At 75.0% G+C, this 23490-nt stretch carries 19 protein-coding genes; 15 read left to right on the top strand and 4 right to left on the bottom strand.

Translation table 11 applies throughout. The annotated features are described in order from the left end of the window. Nucleotides 1-39: 39 nt before the first annotated feature. A complete protein-coding gene (locus tag ABZ495_RS22105) occupies nucleotides 40-969 on the bottom strand; it encodes a methyltransferase domain-containing protein (protein ID WP_359837620.1) in 930 nt (309 codons plus the stop codon). A gap of 29 nt (nucleotides 970-998) precedes the next feature. On the opposite strand from ABZ495_RS22105, the gene ABZ495_RS22100 reads away from it, so the two are divergent. Next, entirely contained in the window at nucleotides 999-2492 is a 1494-nt protein-coding gene (locus ABZ495_RS22100) for a PLP-dependent aminotransferase family protein (protein WP_359837618.1), read from the top strand. 163 nt (nucleotides 2493-2655) lie between these two features. Next, entirely contained in the window at nucleotides 2656-3867 is a 1212-nt protein-coding gene (locus tag ABZ495_RS22095; RefSeq protein WP_359837616.1) for a glycoside hydrolase family 3 N-terminal domain-containing protein, read from the top strand. 22 nt (nucleotides 3868-3889) lie between these two features. Here the strand turns inward: ABZ495_RS22095 and ABZ495_RS22090 are convergent, their stop codons facing one another. After that, nucleotides 3890-4606: a polysaccharide deacetylase family protein gene (locus tag ABZ495_RS22090; protein WP_359810035.1), complete on the bottom strand. Its 717-nt coding sequence runs from the start codon at nucleotides 4604-4606 to the stop codon at nucleotides 3890-3892. A 288-nt stretch (nucleotides 4607-4894) separates the two neighbouring features. Between ABZ495_RS22090 and ABZ495_RS22085 the strand changes: the two genes are divergently transcribed. The 3 genes from ABZ495_RS22085 (at nucleotide 4895) to ABZ495_RS22075 (ending at nucleotide 6175) form a co-directional block, all read left to right on the top strand. Next, nucleotides 4895-5350: a hypothetical protein gene (locus ABZ495_RS22085; protein ID WP_329491246.1), complete on the top strand. Its 456-nt coding sequence runs from the start codon at nucleotides 4895-4897 to the stop codon at nucleotides 5348-5350. A 244-nt stretch (nucleotides 5351-5594) separates the two neighbouring features. Then, nucleotides 5595-5969 (top strand): metalloregulator ArsR/SmtB family transcription factor, encoded by a 375-nt coding sequence (locus ABZ495_RS22080; RefSeq protein ID WP_359837615.1) that lies wholly within the window; start codon nucleotides 5595-5597, stop codon nucleotides 5967-5969. Nucleotides 5970-6043: 74 nt separating this feature from the next. Beyond that, the gene (locus ABZ495_RS22075) at nucleotides 6044-6175 is read left to right on the top strand and encodes a DUF6126 family protein (RefSeq protein WP_329491248.1); all 132 of its coding nucleotides are present in this window, start codon (nucleotides 6044-6046) and stop codon (nucleotides 6173-6175) included. Here the strand turns inward: ABZ495_RS22075 and ABZ495_RS22070 are convergent. Continuing rightward, a complete protein-coding gene (locus ABZ495_RS22070; RefSeq protein ID WP_359837613.1) occupies nucleotides 6153-8687 on the bottom strand; it encodes a cytochrome P450 in 2535 nt (844 codons plus the stop codon). The genes ABZ495_RS22075 and ABZ495_RS22070 overlap by 23 nt on opposite strands. A gap of 431 nt (nucleotides 8688-9118) precedes the next feature. Between ABZ495_RS22070 and ABZ495_RS22065 the strand changes: the two genes are divergently transcribed. The 3 genes from ABZ495_RS22065 to ABZ495_RS22055 all read left to right on the top strand — a co-directional run bounded on the left by ABZ495_RS22065 (nucleotide 9119) and on the right by ABZ495_RS22055 (nucleotide 11264). Next, nucleotides 9119-9898 carry a sigma 54 modulation/S30EA ribosomal C-terminal domain-containing protein gene (locus ABZ495_RS22065; RefSeq protein WP_359837612.1) on the top strand — a complete coding sequence of 260 codons (780 nt, stop codon included), beginning with the start codon at nucleotides 9119-9121 and terminating at the stop codon, nucleotides 9896-9898. A gap of 248 nt (nucleotides 9899-10146) precedes the next feature. Further along, entirely contained in the window at nucleotides 10147-10569 is a 423-nt protein-coding gene (locus tag ABZ495_RS22060) for a hypothetical protein (RefSeq protein ID WP_329491251.1), read from the top strand. 128 nt (nucleotides 10570-10697) lie between these two features. Beyond that, nucleotides 10698-11264 carry an SMI1/KNR4 family protein gene (locus ABZ495_RS22055; RefSeq protein ID WP_359837610.1) on the top strand — a complete coding sequence of 189 codons (567 nt, stop codon included), beginning with the start codon at nucleotides 10698-10700 and terminating at the stop codon, nucleotides 11262-11264. Between the two features lie 295 nt (nucleotides 11265-11559). Here the strand turns inward: ABZ495_RS22055 and ABZ495_RS22050 are convergent, their stop codons facing one another. Beyond that, nucleotides 11560-12945 (bottom strand): FAD-dependent monooxygenase, encoded by a 1386-nt coding sequence (locus ABZ495_RS22050; protein WP_359837608.1) that lies wholly within the window; start codon nucleotides 12943-12945, stop codon nucleotides 11560-11562. Nucleotides 12946-13815: 870 nt separating this feature from the next. Between ABZ495_RS22050 and ABZ495_RS22045 the strand changes: the two genes are divergently transcribed. From ABZ495_RS22045 to ABZ495_RS22015, 7 genes are all read left to right on the top strand, one after another. Continuing rightward, complete coding sequence (locus ABZ495_RS22045; RefSeq protein WP_359837606.1) at nucleotides 13816-16083, top strand: RICIN domain-containing protein; 2268 nt, start codon at nucleotides 13816-13818, stop codon at nucleotides 16081-16083. Nucleotides 16084-16224: 141 nt separating this feature from the next. Then, nucleotides 16225-16935, top strand: a complete 711-nt coding sequence (locus tag ABZ495_RS22040; RefSeq protein WP_359837604.1) for a hypothetical protein — start codon at nucleotides 16225-16227, stop codon at nucleotides 16933-16935. A gap of 112 nt (nucleotides 16936-17047) precedes the next feature. After that, the gene (gene galE, locus ABZ495_RS22035; protein WP_359810779.1) at nucleotides 17048-18064 is read left to right on the top strand and encodes a UDP-glucose 4-epimerase GalE; all 1017 of its coding nucleotides are present in this window, start codon (nucleotides 17048-17050) and stop codon (nucleotides 18062-18064) included. Between the two features lie 365 nt (nucleotides 18065-18429). Then, nucleotides 18430-18741 carry a hypothetical protein gene (locus ABZ495_RS22030; protein WP_359810782.1) on the top strand — a complete coding sequence of 104 codons (312 nt, stop codon included), beginning with the start codon at nucleotides 18430-18432 and terminating at the stop codon, nucleotides 18739-18741. A 1234-nt stretch (nucleotides 18742-19975) separates the two neighbouring features. Further along, a complete protein-coding gene (locus ABZ495_RS22025; protein WP_359837602.1) occupies nucleotides 19976-21196 on the top strand; it encodes a LuxR C-terminal-related transcriptional regulator in 1221 nt (406 codons plus the stop codon). A gap of 244 nt (nucleotides 21197-21440) precedes the next feature. Continuing rightward, nucleotides 21441-22073 (top strand): NAD(P)H-dependent oxidoreductase, encoded by a 633-nt coding sequence (locus tag ABZ495_RS22020; RefSeq protein WP_329491259.1) that lies wholly within the window; start codon nucleotides 21441-21443, stop codon nucleotides 22071-22073. Between the two features lie 200 nt (nucleotides 22074-22273). Continuing rightward, nucleotides 22274-23467 (top strand): cytochrome P450, encoded by a 1194-nt coding sequence (locus ABZ495_RS22015; RefSeq protein ID WP_359837600.1) that lies wholly within the window; start codon nucleotides 22274-22276, stop codon nucleotides 23465-23467. Nucleotides 23468-23490: the final 23 nt, after the last annotated feature.

The following is a 23490-nucleotide window of genomic DNA, read 5'->3' as shown; positions in this document are numbered from 1 at the left end:
GGGCGCCACCGGCCCCGGGCGGCAACGGCAGCCGGACGGTCAGGGGTTGACCGCCACCGCCTTGAAGAAGGTGTAGTGGAACGTCCCGCCCTCCTCCGCCGTGCGCCGCAGGTCGGCGATGCCGCGGTCGAACGCGGCCGCGGTGCTGAGCCCCGCGGCGAGGGCGTCGGCGCGCACGGACTCGACCATCGCGACGAAGGTCCGCCGGGTGAACCCCTCCACCAGCGCCGGCCGGCTGTCGTCCACCGAGACGGTGAGCGGGCGGACGGCGATGTCCCGGAAGCCCGCGGCCGCCAGGACGGGGTGCAGCCGGCGGCCGAGGAGCGCGTCGCCGCCCGCGTCGGCCTGGAGCCGGACCAGGTGGTCCACGGTCGCCCGGGCGGCGGCGCTGTCCGGGTGGAAGAACGTCGACCCGTGGTCCCCCTCGATCACCGTGACGGTGCCGCCGGGACGCAGCACCCGCCGCAGCGCGGTCAGTGCGGCCGACGGATCCGCCAGGTGCTCCAGCACGAAGCAGACGAAGAGGTGGTCGAACGAGTCGTCCGGAAAGGGCAGTTCGTGCAGGTCCCCGTGGTGCCAGGTCACCTGCGCGCCGGGCGCCTGCGCCGCCACCCGGGCGCGGGCCTGGGCGAGCGAGTCGGCCGAGATGTCGGCGGCCGTCAGCTCCGCACCCGGGCTGGACGCCAGCAGGTGCACGGTCTGCGCCCCGACGCCGCAGCCCGCCTCCAGGACCCGGCTGCCCGCCGGGTAGGCCGTACCGGCGTGCAGCAGTTCGGCGAGGGTGTCGGCCTGGTCGCCCAGCCGCAGCGCCTCGGTGGGCGAGTAGCCGTGGACGTAGGAGTGCTCGCCGGCCTGTTCACCGCCCCGCTCGTGGGCGTGTGCGTGGGGCTGGCGGTCGTCGTGCGGGAGCGGGGTGCTCGCCGGTCCGGCGGTGGGGGCTGCTGCGGTGTCCGTCGTCTCCGTGGTCATGACCCCACCCTGGCCCGCACAATGGCCCGGTGAACAGATCCAAAGTGACGCCCATTCAGGGGTCCATAACCGCCGGTGCGGACTTCCTCCAGCTCGACGCCGCCGACGCGCCGCCCGGCGGCCTCGGCGACTGGCTGGCCCACCGCCTGCGCGAGGCGATCTCGGACGGCCGGCTCCCGGCGGGCAGCCGCGTGCCCGCGACCCGGGTGCTGGCCGCGGAGCTGCGGATCTCCCGGGGGGTCGTCACCGACGCGTACCGGCGCCTCACCGAGGAGGGCCGGCTCGCCGGTCGGGGGCGCGGCGGCACGGTCGTCCTCGCCGCGGCCGTCTCCGTACCGCCGCCGCCGTTCGTGCCCCCGGTGCCGGCCGCGCCGGAGCCCGCCCTGTTCGCGGCCGACCCCGTCCCCGCCAGCTTCGACGCGCTGCGGGCCGCGCCCGCCCGGATCGACCTCTCGCCCGGCGTGCCCGACCTCGCCGCCTTCCCCCGGGCCGCCTGGCTCCGGGCCGAACGCGCCGTCCTCGACGCGCTCCCCGCCGACGAGTTCGGCTACGGCGACCCGCGGGGCAGCGCCGCGCTGCGCCGGGCCGTCGCCCGCTGGCTGGCCCGCAACCGCGGCATCGGCGCCGACCCCGACGAGGTGCTGATCGTCGCGGGCGCCGCCCAGGCCCTCGCCCTGCTCGGCCAGGTCTTCGGCCGGGCGGGCATCAGCGAGGTCGCCGTCGAGGACCCGGGCTCGCTCGGCACCCGACAGCACCTCGGCCACTGGCTCCGCGCCACCCCGCCCGTCCCGGTCGACGCGGAGGGCATCCGGGTCGACGCACTGCGCGCCACCGGTGCCCCGGCCGTGCTGCTCACCCCCGCCCACCAGTTCCCGACCGGCGTGGTGCTCGGTGGCCGGCGCCGCCGCGAACTGCTGCACTGGGCCGGCGAGGGCGGTCTGGTGATCGAGGACGACTACGACGCCGAGCACCGGTACGACCGGCCGCCGGTGCCCGCCCTGCGCGCGGTCCTCCCCGAGCAGGTCTGCTACATGGGGAGCGTCTCCAAGCTGCTCGCCCCCGCGCTGCGGACGGGGTGGCTGCTCGTCCCGCCCCGCTACCGCGAGGCCGCCCTCGCGGCCAAGCGCTTCGCCGACCTCGGCAATCCCGTGCTGCCCCAGCTGGTGCTGGCCCGGCTGATGGACTCCGGCGAGCTGGAGCGGCACCTGCGCCTGCTGCGGCCCCGGCACCGGCGCCGCCGGGACGCGATGATCGCCGCGATCGGCGCGCACCTGCCGGGGGCCGTCGTACACGGTGCCGCGGCCGGGCTGCACCTGATGGTCACCTTCCCGGCCGGGCTCGGCTGCGGTGACGCGGAACTCGCCACCGCGGCGCTCGCGCACGGCGTCAAGGTGCAGCCGCTCTCCTGGCACGCCCGGCTGCCGCACCCGCCCGGGCTCGTCCTCGGTTACGCGGCGGGCACGCCGGGCGGGATCGAGGAGGGCATCGCCGTCCTGGGCCGGCTGCTGCGCGGGCCGGGGTGACGGGCCGTGGAGGCGGCCGGGGCCGGGGGAGGGCGGGTGCCGTCCGCCGTGCCGGTCGGCCGCCACCCCGGTAGCGTGGCGGACCGGGCGGGCACCTCGCCCGGTCCGCTCGAACCCGTCCGCCCGTACCCGTCCGCACTCGTCCCAGTCCCGGGGAGGCCCGATGCCGTCGCTGCCGCGGACCGCCGGTGTCCTGCTCCCGGCGCTGCTGCTGACCGCGGCGGCCCTGGTGCCGGCCTGTTCGGCGCAGGGAGGGCAGCGACCGCCGTCCGCGGCGGAGAGGACCTCGTCGATGGCCACCGGTCCGGATGCCGCGTCGCCCACCACCGCGGGCTCCCCCTCGCCCACCGACCGGACCGCCGGTCTGGACTCCCGGCAGCTCGCCGGCCGGCGGATCGTCTACTCCTACCCCGGCCCGACGCCGTCGCCCACCGTGCTCCGGGCGATCCGCGAGGGCCGGGCGGCCGGTGTCATCCTGTTCGGCGAGAACGTCACCTCGCCGGATCAACTCAAGGCAGCTGTCGGCGAGTTGCGGCAGGCTGCGGCCGAGGCGCCGGACCCCCGCCCGCTCCTGCTGCTGACCGACCAGGAGGGCGGTCAGGTGCGCCGCCTGCCCGGCGCGCCCGTACTCTCCGCGCGCCGCACCGGGGCGTCGGCCGATCCCGTCGGCGAGGCCGCCCGATCGGGAGCCGGGGCGGCCCGCACGGTCGCGGACGCCGGCCTGAACGTCAACCTCGCCCCCGTCCTCGACGTCTACGACGCCCCGGACAACTTCATCGACCACCGCGAGCGCTCCTACGGCCAGGACCCGGCCTTCGTGGCCCGGCTGGGGAGCGCCTTCCTCACCGCCCAGCAGGACCTCGGCGTCGCCGCCACCGCCAAGCACTTCCCCGGCCTCGGCTCCGCCCCCGGGGGCCTGGACACCGACGAGGGCCCCGTCACCCTGCCCGTCCCCCTCGCCGACCTCCGGGCCCGGGGCGAGGAGCCGTACCGGGCCGCCATCGCCGCCGGGGTCCGGCTGGTGATGACCTCCTGGGCGGTCTACCCCGCCCTCGACCCCGACCGTCCGGCGGGTTTCTCCCCGGCCGTGGTCCAGGGCGAACTCCGCGACCGGCTGGGCTTCCGGGGCGTCACCGTCACCGACGCCCTGGAGGCCGGGGCCCTCGCCCCCTACGGCGACACCGGCGCCCGCGCCCTGGCCTCCGCCGGGGCGGGCATGGACCTGTTGCTCTGCTCCGCCCGCGACGCCGGCCAGGGCGAGGCCGCCGCGACCGCCCTCGCGACCGCCCTCGACGCGGGCGGCCTGGACCGGACGGCCTTCCTGGAGTCCGTCCGGCGGATCGACGCCCTCCGGGACTCGGTCGGCGGGAGCTGAGCGGGAGCCGGGGGAGGGCGGCTCAGCCGTCCAGGAGGGTGCGCAGGTCCAGGATGCGGTAGCCGCGGTCGCGGACGGCGTCGATGATCAGGGGGAGCGCCTCGGCGTCCAGGCAGCGCCGCTCGGCGCTCGCGTCGGACGCGCCGACGTGGAGTTGGAGGATGGCGCCGGGGGCGAGGGCGGCGAGGGCGCGGTCGACGGCCCTGGCGGTGGTCATGCCGCCGGCGGTGCCGAGGTAGCCGTTGGTGTCGGTGGTGAACTCGAGGTCGGCGAAGCCGAGCGCGTTGACGTCGGCGATCCGCTGCGGCGTCGTCTCGCTGTAGGGGAAGCGGAAGAACGGCAGGGGGTCCGTCCCGGCGGCCTTGCGGATCGCCGTGTCGGCGCGCAGCACCTCGGCCCCGGCCTGCCGGGCGTCGAGCTCGGTGAACAGCGGGTGGCTGTACGAGTGGTTGCCGAGCCCGTGCCCGGCGGCCGCCATCGCGCGGACCGCGTCCGGGTGCCGCTCGGCGTACTGGCCGGTGGGGAAGAAGGTGGCCGGCGCCCCGCGCTCCCGCAGGGTGCTCAGCACGGTGTCCAGACCGGTCTCGTCCCAGGCGGCGTTGAAGGTCAGGGCCAGGACGCGATCCCCGGTGGGGAGCAGGCGCACCTCCGCACCCATCAGCGGTGCGGGCACCGGCCGGGCGGCGACGAGGGCGAGGGCGGCGAGCACGGCGGCGAAGGTCGTGCGGAAGGGCTTCACGCCTGCCCAACGCGTCCGGACCGGGCGGGGCACGCGGCGCACCGCCGACCGGGTGTCCCGTGCGCCCGGACCCCGGGCGGCTCGGTCGGTCTCGGTCGGTCTCGGTCGGTCTCGGTTGGGACGGGCGGGGCGGCAGTGATCGCGCCATCGAAGGTCGATTTCTGGTCTGTTCAGGTTTTCCGGGGTGGATCACCACTCAGGTGTTCGAATCCCATGCCAGGGTTGAGGCATGGCACATGTGAAATGTCACATGTGAATGAGTCGATGTTTCAGAAGACGGAGAATCCGATGAACCGAATCGCTCTGCTCGCCGCCGGGGTCGCCGGGGCGGCGACCCTGCTGGCCGTTCCGGCGCAGGCCGGTGCCGCCACCACGACCGCCACCGGCACCGTCACCACCTGCGGTGCCTCCGGGCTGCAGGCCGGCCTGGCGACCAAGGTGTGCGTCGAGGTGACCGGTGACCAGGTCCAGCTGTACGGACAGGTCTCGCTGGCCGGTCCGCCGACCCCGGGCGGTCCCGCCCCGCAGACCAAGGAGCTGCTGACCACGCTGTCCGGTGAGGTCGTGGGCGGTGCCTCGCTCGGCTCGTCGAACGGGCGCACGCTGTTCACCGCCAGCACGGTGCAGGTCCGTGGCGTCGGCGGCACGGTGCCCTGCGGGTCCACCGTCCACGGCAGCTTCGGCGTGGCGTCCTTCCCGTGGAACCCGGCTCCGGTGACCGTGGACGTGGTGGTGGCCTGCTAGGCGACGCGTGCGCGGCGGCCGGGCCCGGGGGTGGTGCGAACCCCCGGGCCCGGCCACCGCGTTTCCCGGGGGCGCCCCGGGCTCGGCCCGGCGCGCCCCCGGGGTGCTCGGGCTCCGGAGGATGACGACTTGAAGAAATCTTCATCTGCCAGGATGATGCTTCCCGGCCGTGGCGGCCGGGGCACGGCCCCGCCGGCGCGGGCGTGCACACCGGCACCACCGAGCAGCAGGGAGCGAGCGGACGATGGCGGTCCCGCTGTACCAGGCCAAGGCGGAGTTCTTCCGCACCCTCGGGCACCCCGTCCGGATCCGGGTCCTGGAGCTGCTCCAGGAGGGGCCGCGGCCGGTGCGCGAACTGCTGGCCGAGATCGGGATCGAGCCGTCCAACCTCTCCCAGCAGCTCGCCGTGCTGCGCCGCACCCGGCTGGTCACGGCCACCCGTGAGGGCAACACCGTGGTGTACGCGCTGAGCACGCCGGACGTCGCCGAACTCCTGCGGGCCGCCCGGCGGATCCTCACCGACCTGATCACCGACCAGGGCGCGCTGCTCACGGAGCTCCGGGAGCCGGACGCCGCCGGGGCGCCGGGCCCCCGCGCCGAGCGGGTGACGAGCGGATGACGGCCGTCCGGCCCGACGCCGCCGCCCGGCCGTCCGATCGCGCACCCGGCCCCCGACCGAAGGAGAACCCGGCCATGGCCAGCGGCACCAGCGACGAGAAGAGCAGGCGCAGGGCGATGCTGATCCGCGCGGGCATCTACATCTTCGCCACCCACCTGTTCGCCGGGTTCGTGCTCCTGCTGTTCACCCTCGGCGACCGTCACTGAGGTAGCGGCGACTGGTGCTGGTCCACGCGTAGACGCCGTCGACCAACTCCCGGCTGCCGTCGAGGTACCAGTGCCCGGCGGGGTGGCGGCGCCGCAGCCGTCGGCGCAGCGTCCGGCTCTCCTCGCGCAGCCGCGCGATCCGGGCGCGCACCGACAGCTCCGCCCGGCGGCGGGTGCAGCCGCGGACCCGCTGCAGGGTCAGCACGGTGTTGAAGGCGGCGGCCGGCTGGCGCTCCTCCCGCTCCAGCGAGTAGAGGTCGTTGATCAGCGTCGCGGCGTCGGCCGTGTGGGCGCGCAGCCGGTGCAGTTCGGGATCGGCGTGCAGCCCGGCGGGCGCGTCGGCGCCGTGGACGCGCTCCAGTATGTTCATGAACGGGTAGAGGCAGCTGGCGTGGCGGCGCAGCCGCATCGTCTCGGGGAGGCCGGGGGAGGTGCCCCGCGACCGGTGCACCGCCTCGGCGATGAAGGTGTCCAGGCAGGACCGCCACTCGGTGGCGCCGCGCGCGCGCCAGGCCGGTGACATGCCCTCGTTCTGCCGCAGCCACAGCTCCCGCCAGGCGCCCAGGAGCCGGTCGTCGCCGGGGGCCGGTCCGGCGGTCGCGGTCGCGCGGTCGGGGCCGGTGAGGACGGCGAGCAGCGGATCGACGAGGGCGCGGGCCCGGTCGGGGTGGCGGCCGGGGGCACCGTCGAAGCGGTCGTCGAGGATGGTGAACCAGCCCAGGACGTCGACGAGCAGGTCGAGTTCGGCGCCGCGGGCCCGGGGGTAGGCGTGGCCGATCAGCTCGGGGAGCGCGTAGGCCTGGTAGCGCGGCAGGTCGGCCGGGGTGAGCAGGCCGTGGCCGACCACCCAGTCGGCGTGCCGGGCGGTGGAGGCGCGCAGTTCGGCGGGCCGGCGCGGGCCTCCGGGGGCGGGCGGCCGGGCGGCGGGGTAGGCGGGCGGAGCCGGCCGGGGGCCGAGCGCGGCCCGGGTGGCGACCGCGGCGGGGCGGGCCGGCACCTCGTGCGGCGCCCGGCCGTCGGTCCGGCCGGCCGGTCGGTCCGGGGCGGGGGCGGTGCGCGGGGCGAGGCGGACGCGCAGGTCCTGGGCCTGGACGGTCGTCCAGACCACCTCGCGGGCCCGGGATCCCGCCACCGCCGTCGGCCGCCAGCGGCGCAGGATCGCGGCGGCGGCCACGGTCAGCTCCGCCCAGGCGAACGCCTCGCCGATGCACTTGTGCTTGCCCGCGCCGAACGGCAGGAACGCCTGCCGCCCGGCGGTCGCGGCCGCGCCGCCCTCGCGCCAGCGGCCGGGGTGGAAGCGCAGCGGCTCCGGGTAGAGGTGCGGGTCGCGGTGCAGCGCGGTGAGGCTGTACAGCAGCTCGGTGCCGGCCGGGATCCGGTACGGGCCGAGCTCGACCGGCACGGTCGCCGTCCGCATCAGGAAGGCGTTCGGCGCGTGCAGCCGGACCACCTCCTGGGTGACGCTGCGGGTGTAGCCGAGCCGGGCGAGCGCCTCGGGGGTCGGGACGGTGCCCGCCGGGAGGTGTTCGTCCAGCTCGGCCAGCACGCGGGCCTCCACCGCGGGGTGGCGCAGCAGTTCGTCGAGCAGCCAGGTGAGCGTGGTGGAGACGGTCTCGGTGCCCGCGCCGAACATGGTGATCGCCTCCGACCGGACGTCGGCCTCGGTGAGCGGCCGGCCGGTGGCGGGGTCGGTGGCCGCGCGCAGCAGCGCGGGGAGGGTGCGGTCCGCCGGGCCGGAGGGCCGCCCGCCGCCCGCGGCACCGCCGAACGGGCAGCCGCCCGCTGGCGTGCCGCCGGGCCGGGCACTGCCGTCGACAGCCTGGTCGACGACCTGGTTCAGCACCCGGACGGCGGCGTCGAACCGCCGGTTGACCGGCAGCGGCAGCCGGGCGAACGCCGGGTGCGGGTACAGCGACTGGACGATCTGGCCCTTCACCAGGTCGGGCAGCGCCCGGTGGAAGGCGAGCGTGGCGTCCTCGCTCAGCCGGGCGTCGAACAGCGTGCTGGTGACGATCTCCAGCGCGAGGTGGTTCATCTCCTTCGCGACGTCGAGGACCTGGCCCTCCCGCCAGCTCCCGGCCCGCTCCTCGGCGACCCGGTGCATCACCGCGAGGTACTCGGCCGTCCGCTCCGGGCCGAAGGCGGGCTGGACGGTCCGGCGGCGGTCGCGGTGCGCCTGGCCCTCGGACATCAGCAGGCCGTCGCCGAACGCCGTCCTGAGGGTGTCCTGGACGGCGCCGCGCGGGCAGTCGTACGCGAGCGCGACCAGAAGGGTGTGGACCAGGCCGGCGTCGGTGACGACGCAGACGGTGCGCGGGCCGAGCCGGATCCGCACCACGCCGCCGTGGCGGGCGAGCGAGCCGAGGAAGCCGAGCGGGTCGCGCAGCAGGGCGGGGGCGTGGCCGAGGCCGGGCAGCGCGCCCGGCGCGAGCGGGGGAGGGGCCGCGGGGGTTCTCCGTGGGGTGCTTCTGGGGGGAACGGTCGATCTCCGGGTCTCAGTCGTCAGGACCATGACATTACCTCTCACCAGATGAACCGTCGCGGCGGCACCGCCGGTGTCGTCGCCGCGACCGGGGGGAATCGGGGGCTCCGCGGAGCGGACCCCGCGCGCACCACTGCCAGAGGGCGCACGACATGGGAAACGCGCCGGTCCGGCGGGCGTTGCGCCGTACTCCGGCGGATCACCCCATCGGTGGAGCGCGCGGCGTGCGGCCCGCGAGCGGCGCCCCGGCTGCCGGGGGCACGGCGGAGGCGCGTGACGGGGACGCCCGGAGGCCCGTGCGGCCCGGCCGGTGCGGTCCGGTGCGGTCCGGTGCGGCCGGGCCCGGCCCGGTCGTCCGGCCCGGGCCGGGTGGTCCCGGGCTGCCGCACAGACCAGGTCTTTCGGCCCTCGGCGGGAGGGCCCCGGGCGGTCCAGCATGGTCCCGGACCGAGGAGGACCTGATGACCCGTCTGCACCACCCGCCGGCCCCCGACCTGCGGGTGGAGATCCGCGGCGAACTGCCGCGCGCGGATGCCGAGTACGCGCGGGCGCGGGCACGGGGGCTGGGCGCGGCCCTCGGGCCGGGCGCGCACGCCGTCCGGATCCGGCTCACCCGGCTGCGCCACCGCTCGCTCACCCGGCCGGTCGTGGCGCAGGCCGCGGTCGAGTTGGACGGTGTCGGCCCGGTCCGGGTGCAACTGGCCGCCGCGACCGGGACCGAGGCGGTGGACGTCGCGCTCGGCACGGTGGCCGGGCGCGCCACGCGGCTGCGCGAGCAGGGGGAGATCGGACTGGCCGCGGTGTACGAGAGCGCCTACCGGCCGCAGTACGCGCCGCGCCCGCTGGCCGAACGGCAGCTCGTCCGGCGGAAATCGGTCACGCCGGCCCGCTGCACCCCCGACGAGGCCGCCCGCGCGATGCTGGCCCTGGACCACCGCTTCCACCTCTTCGTCGACGCGCTCACCGGCCAGGACGCCGTCGTCCACCGCGGTGCGGTGAGCGGCGGCCTCCGGGTGGTGCGCGCCCACGCCGGCGCGCGCGCCGGCGGCTCCGGGCTCCTCACGACCGAAAGCCCGCGTCCCGCGCCCACGTCGGACCTGGCCGAGGCGGCCCGCCGGCTCTGGCTCACCGGTCGGCCGTTCGTCTTCCACACCGATCCCGGCGATGCGCGGGGCCGGGTGCTCTACCGCCGCTACGACGGCCACTACGGCTTGATCACGGCGGTAGCGCGGCCCTGCTGAGGGGCAGGTATCGGACGGCACCGGTCGCCCGGGACGACCCCGGCCGGTCCGGTACCGCAGGACGCAGGACGCAGGACGCAGAAGACAAGGCGCAGGACGCAGGACGAACGAGGCGAGACGCAGGACGCCGGACGAACGAGGCAAAGCGCAGCACGCGGGACGCGGCACGGCACCGCCCCGAACGAGTGGCGAGCAGACGAGCACCCGACCGACCGGCACACCCCTAGCGCAAGACGGGAACTGGGACCATGGACTGCGAAGAAGTCATGCTGACCGTCCGGATCTCCGCGGCCGAGCGGGCCCTGCTGCGCGCACTGGCCCGCGGCCACCGCGGTGACGTGTCGGAGGTCGCGGTGGACGGCCTGCTGGACGTCATCCCCGCCCTGCACGACGACGCGGGCGTGCCGGGGCTGTTGCGCGTTCTCGCCCGGCCCGCGCCCTGCGCCGTCACCCTCTGGCTGCCCCTACCGGTCGCGGACCTGCTCCCGCTGGTCGGTGAGCGGGTCACCCGGGCCGCCGGGCTGCCGGTCGGCCCCGCCAGTGCGGCGCTGGCGGCCGGGCTGCGGCTCTGGTTGGCGGGTGACCCGGACCGCCTGGCGGCCTCCCTCGCCGCCATGCACGCGCAGGGTGTCCACTCCTACGGCGTGGGACACCTGGGCGTCGCGGCCTGAGCAGCCCTGAGCAGCCCTGAGCAGCCCCGAGCCGCCCCGAGCCGCCCCGAGCCGCCGTGAACTGCCCTGAGCCCGTGCCCTTCGTGCGGGGGCCGCGGTTGTCGTACCCCTCTGGTACTCCTGACGGCATGACGGAGCACGCCTCGGCCGCCGACCTCGCCCTGCTGCGCGCCGCGTTCGGTGCCGACCGGGCCAGGTCGCCCGTGCGGACACCACCACTCGGCGGCGGCGGGGTGCGCGCCTTCGAGGCCGAGCACGGCATCGTGCTGCCCGAGCCGTACCGGACGTTCGTGGCCGAGATCTGTGACGGCTTTTCGGACGGCCCGCCGCACCACGGGCTGATACCGGCCGCCGCGCTCCCGGCCGACTGGGGCGCCGGCCGTCCCGGGCAGGTCCTCGCCGAGCCGTTCCCGCTGTCGGCCGCCTGGCTGTGGGACGACGATCCACGGCCCGAGGAGGAGGTCGAGGCGCTCTTGGAGCGGGTCTTCCACCACGGCTCGATCGTGCTGGGCACCGACGGCTGCGGGATGTACTGGTACCTGGTGGTCTCCGGCCCCCGGCGCGGCGAGATCTGGCTGATCACGGGTGAGGGCGCCGTCCCCTACCGCGCCCCGGACGGCGGGTCGGCGGGGGAGCCGGGCTTCGCGGGCTGGGTCGCGCGCTGGGCGGCGGGCCTGCCGTGGTGGTCGGAGTGACAGCAGGGGCCGGGTGTGCCTGCCGAGGCGGTCCGAATGGCATGTCCTGGGCGGGAAGTTGGCTGGTCGGAGTTCTGGTCACGGCGCCGGCTCAGGTCTAGCATTCCGGTCACGGCAGCCGTGGTCCGGGCATTCGGACCAGCCGGCCGGGTGGCTCCGCCACCTCATGCCGGGGAGCGCGTACCCCCCGAGCGCGCTTCCCGGCGCCGCCGGCCGACCGTCGGCGGGGCCGTCGGCGACCGGGGCCGGGCGGTCGGTACGGGCCGGTCAGAACAGGTCGGTCGGTACGGTCGGGTCAGTACGGTCCGGTCAGTTCGGCCACCCGCGGGAACCGGGCGATCGCCTCGCCGAGGGTCGGTGGGACGGTCCGGCGGGGCCGCAGCGTGGCGAGGGCCACCGCGGGCGAGGTCAGCCGGCCGGCGGGGGCGGCGAGCGAGAAGACGTCGAAGTAGGCCGCCGAGACGGCCGGGTCGGTGAGGGCGGCGCGCAGCAGCCGCTCGGTGTACCAGCGGCCGAGTCGCGCGGTCGGCCGCTGGGCGGGAGGTTCGTTCGACCGTGCGCCGGGGAAGTCCCGGTCCTGCTCCTCGGCCATCTTCCACGGGGTGTCGACGGCGCGGGCGATCCGCCGCTGCACGGTGGCGCTGACGTGCGGGTGGAGCCCTTCGGCGTCGAGGGTGGTCCGGATGGCGACGGCGCACTGCGCGGCGACGGCCATGCCGTGGCCGTAGACCGGGTTGAGGGCGGCCAGCGCGTCGCCCGTCGCGGCGAACCCCGCGGGTGTCCCGCTCTCGTAGCAGCGGCGGCGGTTCAGCGTGCCGCGACACGTGCGGATCGGGCCGACGGGGCGGGCGGCGCGGGCCAGGTCGTGCACGACCGGGTGGGTGAGACCCTTGAGGAAGGTGTGGAACTCGGCCTCGGTGCGGGAGGGTTCGCCGGCCCGGGTGCCGGAGAGGGTGATGATCCAGCGGTCGTTCTCGATGGGGACGACGGTGGCGCCGCGCCCGGGTGTCCGCCGGCCGGGGACGGGGACGATGCTGACGACGGGGAAGCCCTGGTTGCCGCGCGGCGCGTCGAACAGGCGGGCGGCATAGGCGAGTCCGGCGTCCACGGTGACCTCCCGCGGACCTGTCGAGCCGAGTGCGCGCAGCCAGCGCGGGGCCTGGGAGCGGCGGCCGGTCGCGTCCACGACCAGGTCGGCCGGGAGGGTCTCGCGCGATCCGTCCGGGTTCCGCACCAGCGCCCCGCGGACCTGGGCCGCGTCGCCGGTCAGGCCGAGGACGGAGGTGCCCTCGCGGATCGTGACGGCGGTCCGGCCGCGCAGCCGCTGCCGGACGATGTGGTCGAGCAGGTGCCGGCTGCAGGCGATCAGATAGGCGGTCGACTCGAAGGCCTGGAGCCAGCCCGGGCCGAGGCGCATCAGCATGCCGGAGGGCATCGGCCGGCGGTGTGCTCCGGCGGCCAGCAGCGCGTCGACGGTTCCCGGCAGCAGCGCGTCCAGGGCGTCGGCTCCGCCACCGAGCAGGATGTGGCTGAAGTCGCCCTGCGGTAACCCCCGGCGCGGGTACGGCCCGTCGGGGAGGGTGTCCTGCTCGACGACGGTGACGCGGCGGGCGTGCGGTTCGAGGGCCGCGGCGGCCAGGAGCCCGGCGAGTCCGCCGCCGAGCACGACGGCGGTGCTCACCGCGCTCCGGCGGAGCGGTCGGACGCGCGGTGGTCGAACAAGCGGTGGGTGGGCGTGCGGTAGGCGGACGTGCGGCGGGCGGTGAGACGCTCGGAGCCGGGGTGCGCCGAGCCGCGGTGGGCCGTCGGGGGTGGGGCGTCCGGCGGGTCGTGCGGGAGTGGCACCAGGTGCCCGACGGGCGGCCGGGGGATCATCGAGGAGCCTCCGTGCGGTAGCGGACGGCGGGGCCGCCCAGTGGACGAGGGCGCGGACGAACGGGTTCCGCTCGTGCACGAACTCCGTTTCGGGGGAGCCGACTTCGCGAAGCAGCGAGGGGTGTGCCGGCGGGGTGGGGCGCCGGGCAGCCCGTGGCGGTGGCACCGGTGACGGCCGGACGGGCGTCCGCCCCGACCCCCCCGGCCGGAGCCCGGCGAACCCGGCTCCATGCCCCCACCCCCGCTCTTCGATAGCCGGTCACCGGACTCCGGCGGTCACCGGTCATCGGCCACCGGTCGGTCTGCCGAGGAAGCCCATTCTGGCCAGCGGCCGCAACTGTTCAAAGGACAACCTTCGTTCTTCCCTCGCACGGGTGACCACGGCCCCCGGGTGAACGGCGGTCACGCGGGCGACCGGACCGGTCGGGCGGGGCCGTACGGGAGCCGGTGCGGTGCGGGCCGAGCGGCCCGACCACCGGCCCGCGCCGAGGGGTTCGCCGCGTGCTCGGTGGGCCCGTTCGCGCGCCGGTTCGAAGCCATCCGCAGATCTGCGCGAGTTTCGAAAGGAGGTTTCTGTTATCCGGCCCGGTCGGCCGTGATCTCCCTGGTGTCGGACGGTCCGGCCGCCGCGAGCAGCGGCAGGCGGACCGTCACACCGAGGAGAGGAGACGAACACATGGGAGACCGGAGCAGCGAGCGCCGGAGTACCGAGCGGCGTCGCCGCCGGAGCGGCAGGCCGGGGCGCCGGACGGCGCTCCTGGCCGCAGCCGTGGTGGCCGGGCTGGTCGCGGGCGCACTGGGGATCCAGACCGCGTTCGAGCCGGCCGCGGACCGCAGCGTGTCGGTGGCGGCCGACGCCGCGGCCGACCGGGCGGCGGGTGGCATGGCCGGAGTGGTCGCCGACGGCGACCCGGGGGAGACCGGCACCGCGGAGGGGGCCACCCAGGCGCCCGCACCGCAGCGGGAGAAGAAGGCCGCCCCACTGCAGGAGATACCCAAGGACCAGCCGGAGCGCGGTCTCGTCTACGCCGGTCTGGCCCTGCCGAGCGGCGACCGGTGCGCCGGCTCGCTGGAGGTCTCGGGCGGGCAGCTCTGCAGCCACGGGCCGGACGCGCCGCCCAAGGACGTGGACATCCGCAAGGACATCCCGCCGGTGGCCGCCGCGGCCGACCGGGCGCCGGTGCTCACCCCGGCCCCGGACGCCCAACCGCCGGCCGCCGCTGACCTGTTGAAGGGTGCGGCGCCCGTCCTGGACGCCGGGCAGAAGGCCCTGCTGGGTGACGCCGCCGCCGGAGCGCCCGCGCCCCAGCAGGCCGCGGCCGCCGCCGGCTCCGCGCTCGTCTGCGAGGGCGACGGCAGCACCGGCAACCGGGTCCAGGCGGTGTACGTCCACGCCCCCGGCAACGACCGGTTCGCCCAGTACCTGGCCTCGTTCAAGAAGTGGGCCGCGGACGTCGACGTCATCTACAACGCCAGCGCCCAGGAGACCGGCGGCGTGCGGCACGTCCGCTTCGTCACCGAACCCGACTGCACCGCCTCGGTGCTGAACGTGCAGATCTCGGACTCCGAGATCAAGGACTTCAACGCGAGCAACCGCGCGCTCGCGGCGCAGGGCTTCAACCGCAAGGACCGCAAGTACATGATGTTCACCGATGCCAAGGTCTACTGCGGCATCGGCACCTTCGCGGGCGACGAGCGCCCCGGGCAGGACAACCTGAGCAACTTCGGCCCGTCGTACGGCCGGACCGACTCCGGCTGCTGGGGCGGCTCCACGGCGGCGCACGAACTCGGCCACAACCTGGGTGCGGTGAGCAACAGCGCACCCAACTCCAGCAAGGGCGGCCACTGCGTCGACGAGTGGGACCTGATGTGCTACTCGGACACCCCGTACTACCCGGCGATGAAGACGGTCTGCCCGGACAACGCCAGTGACAACCGGCTCGACTGCCACCACGACGACTACTACAACACCGCTCCCGCGCCGGGCAGTTACCTGGCCACGCACTGGAACGTCGCCAACAACCGGTTCCTGATCCCCGGGGGCGGCACCGGCCCGAACCCCAACCCGAGCCCCACCGCCACCCCGACGGCCACGCCGACCCGGACCACCACGCCGAGCCCGACCGGCACGCCGACCAAGACGCCGGCGCCGACCCCGACCGGGAGCCCGACGGCGACCACCACCCCGTCGCCCACCGGTACGCCGACCCGGACCGCCTCGCCCACGCCGACCCCGACCGCCTCGCCCACCGGTGGCACCGCGCCTGACGTGACGGCCAGTCAGCTCACCCAGAACTCGGTCATGCTGAGCTGGACGGCCGCGCCGGCCGCCGCCGGGTACGACGTCCTGCTGAACGGCCAGACCATCGGCACCGTCCGCTCCACCGTCGTCGGTGTGGTCGGGCTGGCGCCCAACACCGCGTACACCGTCGCCGTCGCCGTCCGCGACAGCGCGGGCAGCGTCTCCAAGCCCGGTCGCGCCGCCACCTTCCGCACCCTCGCCGACGCCGGCCAGCCGCAGCCGGGCACCCGCTACACGATGGTCAACGGGCTGACCGGTCAGGCCGCCGACCTCTGGGGCAGCTCGCTCAACGACGGCACCGTGGCCATCGCCTACCAGCGCACCGGCTACGCCAACCAGAAGTGGAGCTTCGAGGACGCCGGTTCGGGCACCGTGCGGATCAAGTCGGCGCGTTCCGACAAGTGCCTCCAGCTGGGCGGCACCCCGGTGGCCGGCCAGTACCTCGCGCAGCAGCCCTGCTCCGACTCCGGCGCGCAGAAGTGGCGGCTCACCCAGTCGGGCGGTGGGGCCACCCTGACGGCCGAGGGTTCGAGCCTCGTCCTCGGGGTCAGCAGCCGCTGGTACTACGGCGGTTGGCTGCTGGAGCTGCAGAAGCCCAACGGCCAGGCCTACCAGTCCTGGACGCTCCAGAAGACCAGCTGACGGCGGCCCCGCCGAGGACCGTCCGACGGCGGGTCGCCCCGCCGTACCCGTTCCCCCGCCCGTCCCGATGACCCCGGGTGCGGCCGCCACCGCTCGCCAGCGGTGGCGGCCGCACCCGGCCACCCCCGAGGATGCCCCACCATGCGCACCCGAACGTTCGCCACCGCCCTCGCCCTCGCGGGGGCGGTCGTTCTCGCACCCGCCGCACTGCCCGCCGCCGCCCACGGCGACACCGTCCACCTGGAGGTCACCGGGCAGGACAGCGGACACGTCACCACCGTGGCCACCTGGGAGAACGACCACGACCCGGTCACCGAGGAGTTCGCCGGGTCGCTCGCCGCGACCTCCGCCGACGGCCGCTCGGCCGGGCCCTGGCGTCTGGTCGCCGTGCCCGGGCACCCCGGCTCCTACACCACCCGGGAGATGCTGCCGGCCGGCCACTGGCGGATCACGGTGGACTGCGCGTTCCCCTCGCTCGGGCACGGCGAGCGGGAGCTCGACATCGAACCGGCGGTCATCTCCGACCCGCCCCTGCCGACCCCCACCGGGACGTCCGGCGCGCAGCCCACCACCGCCGGGCCCACCGTCGTGCCCACGCCCACGCTCACGTCCGGAGCCACGCCCGCACCGACCCCTCCGGCGGGGTCCCCCTCCGCCGGACCGACGACCGGACCCACGGCCGGACCGACGGCCGGCCCGACCGCCGGGCAGACCGTGCCCCCTGCGCAGGACACCGCCGCCGGGAGCGACGGTTCGTCCACGGCGGTCCGGCTGGCCGTCGGCACTGCCGTGGCCGTCGTCGTCCTGGCCGCCACCGGCTTCGCGCTCCGCCGCCGGGCCCGCCGGCGCTGACTCCCGGTCGAAGGATCCGCAGGTCAGCGGAACCGGCGGGCCCGAACCCACCGTCCCCCCTCTCAACCGGACGCCGCCACGGCGTCCGACGGGAGCAAGGGAGCGTCCGCGTATGAAGAAGGTCCTGATCACCGGTGGCGCGGGATACATCGGCAGCACCGTCGCGTCCGCACTGCTCGACCAGGGCATCACGCCGGTCGTGCTCGACGACCTCTCCACCGGCCGACCGGAGTTCGTCGAGGGCCGGGATTTCTACCGGGGCGACATCGCCGACGCGGACCTCCTGGACCGCGTCTTCGCCGAGCACCCCGACATCGGCGCCACCCTGCACTGCGCGGCCCGGATCGTGGTGCCGGAGTCGGTCGCCAAGCCGCTGTTCTACTACCGGGAGAACGTCGCCAAGACCGTCGAGCTGCTGGAGGGCCTCCAGCGCAACGGCTGTACCCGGGTCGTCTTCAGCAGCTCCGGCTCCATCTACGCGCCCACCCCGGACGCCCGGGTCGACGAGAGCTGCCCCGTCGCCGCCGGCAGCCCGTACGCGCGGACCAAGCAGATGATGGAGCTGGTCCTCCAGGACTGGACCCGGGGTGAGGGTGCCGAGGACCTCCGGGTCGTCGCGCTGCGCTACTTCAACCCGGTCGGCGCCGACCCGCGGCTGCGCACCGGGCTGCAGGACCTCCGGCCGACCCACGCCCTCGGCAAGCTGATCGAGGCCCATGCCGACGGCGTGCCGTTCACCGTCACCGGCGCGGACTGGGCGACCCGGGACGGCTCCGGCATCCGGGACTACATCCACGTGCAGGACGTCGCCGAGGCCCACGTCGCGGCGCTCACCCGGTTCGACGAGGTGATCAAGCCCGCGGCCGAGGACCGCTACCGGGTGATCAACATCGGCACCGGCGAGGGCACCACCGTCCGCGAGCTGATCGCGGCCTTCGAGGCCGCCGTCGGCGCCGAGGTCGAGGTCCGGGAGGCGGACCCCCGGCCCGGCGACGTGATCGGCTGCTACGCCGCCGTCGACACCGCCCGCGAACTCCTCGGCTGGACCGCGCGGCGCACCATCGCCGAGGCCGTCGCCGACGCCCTCGCCTGGCGCGCCAAGTGGACGGCGCACCTCGCCTCCGCCTGACGGGCGGCCGGCGCCTGACGGGCTCCGTTCCGGCCCGCGCAAGCCCCGCCCGGCGCCGGACGGGGCTTGCGCGGGCCGGAACCGCCGCACCCGCCCACCGCGTCCTCCGGCGAAGGCGAGAACCGGGCCGACGGCCGCGTGGGCGAGCCACCGGGCAACCCGCCGGCCGCGCCGGACCGTGGGGAGCGGAGTGGAGTACCCGGTGGGAGAGCGGGTGGCCGGAATCAGCTGGTGGACGTGGACGTGGAAACGCGCAGGGCGCTGATCGGACTCTGCGGGGCGGTCCCGCTGCTTCCGGTGGCGCTGGTCGCGATCCGGCTCGGCGGCTGGGACGACGGCACGACGGCACCCCGCCGGCGCTCCCGATGGTGCTGCTGCCCTACGCGGCGGTCGCCGGCCTGGTGGTGCCGGGTGTGCTGCTCGCCCTGCGCCCGTGGTGGGCGGCGGCCCTGGCCGGGCTGCCCGCCACCGGTCTGACGGACACCCACGCCGAACTCGGCCGGGGCGGTTCGCCCGCCCGGCCGGAGGACGATGCGGACTTCCCGCGCCTACCGCCGGTGATCCAGATCGGCCATGTCCTCCGTGGTGAAGGTTTGACCGCCGTGGCGGTGTCCGGGCACCGCGTGCCGGGTACGGATCACCGTGCGGTGGTGGCCGAACTCGCCGTGACGGGCTGAACGTCGAGCGGTCGGTGCGGCCTGCGCCGCGCCGGTCGTCGGCATGGCTCGGACCGGCCGGCCGCCCTTTGTGCACACGGAGAGCGACATGCCACAGGCGTCACTTCGGTCACAGAAATGATCACGATCATCACCCGATCGTGTTCGACATGACGTAGAGTCTGAATCGGCATGGACAGGCCAGGGGGCGCGTCCGAGTGCGTCGTCCGGCGGGGGCCGGGGGGCGACGGCCCGCGGCGCGGGCGGGGACGGGTCTTTCCGGCATGTCGCACAGCGGGCGAGGCTGCGGGCCGAGGGGGTGGATGCTGCGTGCGGATCGAGTCGGTGGTCGTGGTGGGTCGCGACGTGTCTGAACAGCTGCGGCGGCGAGACGATCTGTTCCACGATGTGGCCAGCTCTTTCCAAGGCCCCGGTGTTCTGGGCATGCTCGTGGGGGGCCTCCGGGGGGGCGCCGCCTTCGCCGGTCACGGTGACCGGGGTCGCTGTCGCAGCCCGGGTCACCGGCCGACGGAACCTCAGGGTGCCTGCGGCGAAAGCCTCTTACAGATCGGACGGTGTTCGCTGCCCTACCGTTCGCGGATGACCGACGACCCGGTCATCGCGCATTCCTCTCCCCGTTTCCTCCCGCCGGCCCCGTCCGGTGGTCGGGCGGCTGTTCAGAGCCCCGTCGACATTGTGGTCGCACCCGGCACCTCGTGACCGGAGCGGGCTCTTCCGGCTCATCGGCTGCGCGCCGCCGCGCGTTCGGCGGCCGACGCACCGTCGCGCAGTGGTCAATCTCACGTCAGCGCCCCAGGCGGCCCCGGCAGGTCTTCCTGGAGTCGAACGACGGCTCTGTGGAAGGGGGTTGCCGAATGTTGTCCAGACGTTCCGGCGCTCCGGAACCGGCCCTTCCGTCCTGCGGACCGGGCCCGGCCCGCAGGACGACGGGCTCGGGACACGGGGGCCCGACCATGCGTCGCGGACCGCCGGGCCGCCGCTCGTCCGCGACCGACCAGGCACCACCGGCACGATCGTGTTGCAGGCCCCACATTCCCATGTCGAATCGAGTGGCGTCCGACGATGCCCGCCGAGCAGCCGGGCAGGACAGGGCGGTACCGATTCCGAGTCGGAGGATACAGTGTCATTTCGGACTTACACGGCGCCCGGTCCTTCCCTGCAGTTATCCGACGAAGTCGTCCAGTTGGCGGCGCGTTCCGCCCAGTCGTGGCTCGACGGCCAGCTCGGTAGGAGTATGGATCTGGCTGCCGCCGCCACGGGCCGGGCGCAGGCCGGAGCGCCGGGCTCCTGCTCGCTGAAGGCGAGGATCTGGCACGCGACGCTGTTGACCCGCGTCCGCGGTCTGGGGGCGGCTACCAACATGCTCGCCGACGACACGTCACGTGTCCACGGATCGAACCAAGTTGAGAAGCGTGCCGCTCATTTGCTGTGCGAGGCGGAGCTGAGCCTGGCCAAGGGCGAGCTCGACCGGGCGGTCGCCTCGGCCCAGGCCGGTCTCCGGCTGGCCCAGCAGGCCGGCAACCGGTCGCTGAACCCGAGCGGGTTCCTCGTCATGGCGGTCAGTACGACCCGGCAGCTGGACCTCACCACCGCCCTCCAGTACGCGAACCGGCTGCGGGACCACGCCCTGCTCGGACGCGCGAACCTGATGGCCGGGCAGTGCGCCTGGGCCGTCGCCCAGGTGCTGGAGGCCCGGGACGGGACGGAGAGCATCGCCCACCTCCTGAAGGGGCTGGTGCACGACGGTGCGCTGGCCCGGGAGTTGCTGGTCTCGCAGCCGGCGGCGGCGGCCTGGCTGGTCCGCGCCGCGCAGCGGCTGTCGGACGACGAGATCGCTGTCCGGACGGTCACCCAGGTCAACGAACTGGCGGCGCGCAACCCCAGCTTCCGCACCGTCCAGGCGGCGTCCGCGCACGCCATCGGCCTGTTCGAGCGGAACGCCGCGGCCCTGGAGCGGGCCGCCGGCCTGCACCTGGACCGGTGGGCGCAGGCCTCCGCGCTGGAGGACGCGAGTGCGGTGCGGTTCGCCCGCCGCTCCGAGCAGGACCAGGCCGTCGAGCTGCTGAAACGGGCGGCGGACGGCTACGGGGCGGTCGGTGCCTCCCGGGACGTCCTGCGGGTGCGCAGCAAGCTCAGGGAACTGGAGGGCAACAGCGGGCAGTTCTCGCGCCGCCCGAGCCGGACCAGAACGATGGCCAGCCAGTTGACCGACACCGAGTACGCGGTGGCGGAGCTGGTGAGCCAGGGACTCACCAACGGGCGGGTGGGGCGACAGCTCTTCATGTCCCCGCACACGGTGGCGTTCCATCTCAAGAAGATCTTCCGCAAGCTCGACGTCGCCTCCCGGGTGGAGCTGGCCGGCACCTGGAACCGGCTCGTGGAGGAGCGGACGACCGAATTGGGCGCGGAGTCCGCGTTCGTGCCCGAGGTACCGGCCGGGCGGTTGGCCGTGTGAGGCCCGCGCGCCGGTGCGACGGTGTGCGGACGTTCGCGGAACGGGCCCTTCCGACGGGGCCGCCGCGGCGTGCCGCCCGGCCGTCCGGGCCGGCGCGTGGGCCCGCCGCGCGGCTCCTCACGGGCCGGTGGCCACCCGCGCTACCAGACTGAGGGATGCCCGTCCGGGGCGCTTCTCCTTAGACTCGAAGAGCGTTGGAAAAGCAGTTCTCGGTGAATCGCTCAGGACAATCCAGGGGCCCTTTGTGTCTTCTCTTCTCCACATTGATTCGAGCATCCGCGCCACCGGCTCCGTGACGAGGCAGTTGTCGTCGTATTTCGCCACCCAGTGGCGCCAGAACCACCCCGGTGACGGTTACACCTACCGGGACCTGGCGGCCCAGCCGGTCCCGCACATCACCCACGCGGTGCGCGAGTCGCTCCTGGACCCCAGCCGTGACCACGGGCTGGCGCCGGCGGAGAAGGCGCTCACCGAGGCCGTGGTGGCCGAGGTCCGCGAGGCGAGCACGATCGTGCTCGGCGTCCCGATGTACAACTACGCCGTGCCGTCGACGATCAAGTCGTGGATCGACCTGCTGGTCAGCCCGGCCCACATGGTGCCCCCGGGCGCCGAGTCGGGCCCGCTGAGCGGCAAGACGGTCATCGTGGTCACCGCCCGCGGCGGCTCGTACGCGCCGGGCACGCCGCGGGAGGGCTGGGACCACCAGGAGCCCTACCTGCGCGCGGTGCTGAGCTCGATCGGCCTCGCCGACGACCTGAAGTTCGTGCACGCCGAGCTGACCCTCGCGGCGATCGTGCCGGCGATGGCGGCGCTCAAGCCGTTGGGCGAGCAGTCCCTGGCGAACGCCAACGAGACGCTCAAGAAGCTGGCTCTCTGATTCCACGGAACGGCCCGGCCGTCATTCGCGGCCGGCGGGAACATCGCGGCGGGCTTGTGCCGGATTCGCCGCGTGATTCGCCGTGCCCGCACACCGGTGCGGGCCCGGTGAATCCTCCGGGAAACGGCTCCGTACCGAATCGGCGGGGCTGCCGTTTTCGTGCGCAGGGATATTTCGACCCGAAACGGAGAAGGTGCGTCATGAGCGAGGCGATCTCTTACGAGGATGCCTGGGCGCGGACTGACAAGTTCGACCCGCCGGCGATATTCGACGAGCTGCGGAAGGAGCGCCCGCTGGCGCGGATGGTCTACCCCGACGGGCACGTCGGGTGGATCGCCACCAGCCACGAGCTCGCCCGGCAGGTCCTGAGCGACCCGAAGTTCAGCCACAACCTGGAGATCGGGCACTTCCCGGTCACCAAGTACGGTGGTCCGGTACCGCAGTTCCCGGCCATGCCCGGGATGTTCATCCACATGGACCCGCCGGAGCAGACCCGGTTCCGCAAGCTGCTGACGCGCGAGTTCACCGGGCGCACGATCAGCCAGCTGACGCCGCAGGTCGAGGCGGTGGCCGCCGAGCAGATCAAGGTCATGCGCGAGCACGGCAACTCCGCCGACCTGCTGGAGACCTTCGCCAACCCGCTGGTCCTGCGGGTGCTGTCGGACCTGATCGGCCTGCCCTACAGCGAGCGGGACCGCTACGCCGAGGCGCCTGCGGTCATGAACAACCCGTTCGGTGACGCGCAGGAGTCGATGGCCGCGTTCGCCCAGGTGGGCGCGTTCATCCACGAGACCATCGCGCGCAAGAAGGCGGAGCCCGGGGACGACATCCTGAGCCGGCTGATCGCCACCGGCGAGCTCAGCGACGAGGAGCTGGGCAACATCACCGCCCTGCTGCTGTTCGCCGGTTACGAGACCACGGAGGGCGCGCTGACGGTCGGCGTGTTCGCGCTGCTGCACCACCCGGAGCAGCTGGCCGCCCTGCGGGCCGACCCCTCGAAGATCGACGACGCGGTGGAGGAGATCCTCCGCTACATCACCGTCAACCAGTACGAGATCTTCCGGACCGCCCTGGAGGACCTCGAACTCGGCGGCCACGCCGTGAAGAAGGGCGAGACGGTCACCGTCTCGCTGCCGGCCGCCAACCGTGACCCGGCGAAGTTCGGCTGCCCCGCCGACCTCGACCTCTCCCGGGACACCGCGGGCCACGTGGCCTTCGGCTACGGCGTCCACCAGTGCATCGGCCAGAACCTGGCCCGACTGCAGCTGCGGGTCGGCCTGCGGGCCCTGTTGGAGGCCTTCCCCGACCTGCGCCTGGCGGTGCCGGCGGACGACGTCCCGCTGCGGACCCACGGGTCCGTCTTCGCTGTGAAGTCCCTGCCCGTTTCCTGGTAACTCCCTGCTCTCCGGAAGGAGTT

This window comes from Kitasatospora sp. NPDC005748 (assembly GCF_040630735.1).
GTDB lineage: Bacteria > Actinomycetota > Actinomycetes > Streptomycetales > Streptomycetaceae > Kitasatospora.
Note: the sequence above shows the minus strand (reverse complement) of the source record. Positions and strands in the feature narration are given on the sequence as shown.

Excerpts from the sequence above, each read along its gene's own strand:
- ABZ495_RS22085 (WP_329491246.1), top strand. The coding sequence starts at position 4,895 with ATGAACCGAATCGCTCTGCTCGCCGCCGGGGTCGCCGGGGCGGCGACC.
- ABZ495_RS22075 (WP_329491248.1), top strand. The coding sequence starts at position 6,044 with ATGGCCAGCGGCACCAGCGACGAGAAGAGCAGGCGCAGGGCGATGCTG.
- ABZ495_RS22025 (WP_359837602.1), top strand. The coding sequence starts at position 19,976 with ATGGATCTGGCTGCCGCCGCCACGGGCCGGGCGCAGGCCGGAGCGCCG.
- ABZ495_RS22060 (WP_329491251.1), top strand. The coding sequence starts at position 10,147 with ATGGACTGCGAAGAAGTCATGCTGACCGTCCGGATCTCCGCGGCCGAG.
- ABZ495_RS22055 (WP_359837610.1), top strand. The coding sequence starts at position 10,698 with ATGACGGAGCACGCCTCGGCCGCCGACCTCGCCCTGCTGCGCGCCGCG.
- ABZ495_RS22095 (WP_359837616.1), top strand. The coding sequence starts at position 2,656 with ATGCCGTCGCTGCCGCGGACCGCCGGTGTCCTGCTCCCGGCGCTGCTG.
- ABZ495_RS22040 (WP_359837604.1), top strand. The coding sequence starts at position 16,225 with ATGCGCACCCGAACGTTCGCCACCGCCCTCGCCCTCGCGGGGGCGGTC.
- ABZ495_RS22080 (WP_359837615.1), top strand. The coding sequence starts at position 5,595 with ATGGCGGTCCCGCTGTACCAGGCCAAGGCGGAGTTCTTCCGCACCCTC.
- galE (WP_359810779.1), top strand. The coding sequence starts at position 17,048 with ATGAAGAAGGTCCTGATCACCGGTGGCGCGGGATACATCGGCAGCACC.
- ABZ495_RS22105 (WP_359837620.1), bottom strand. The coding sequence starts at position 969 with ATGACCACGGAGACGACGGACACCGCAGCAGCCCCCACCGCCGGACCG.
- ABZ495_RS22070 (WP_359837613.1), bottom strand. The coding sequence starts at position 8,687 with ATGGTCCTGACGACTGAGACCCGGAGATCGACCGTTCCCCCCAGAAGC.
- ABZ495_RS22065 (WP_359837612.1), top strand. The coding sequence starts at position 9,119 with ATGACCCGTCTGCACCACCCGCCGGCCCCCGACCTGCGGGTGGAGATC.
- ABZ495_RS22015 (WP_359837600.1), top strand. The coding sequence starts at position 22,274 with ATGAGCGAGGCGATCTCTTACGAGGATGCCTGGGCGCGGACTGACAAG.
- ABZ495_RS22045 (WP_359837606.1), top strand. The coding sequence starts at position 13,816 with ATGGGAGACCGGAGCAGCGAGCGCCGGAGTACCGAGCGGCGTCGCCGC.
- ABZ495_RS22030 (WP_359810782.1), top strand. The coding sequence starts at position 18,430 with ATGGTGCTGCTGCCCTACGCGGCGGTCGCCGGCCTGGTGGTGCCGGGT.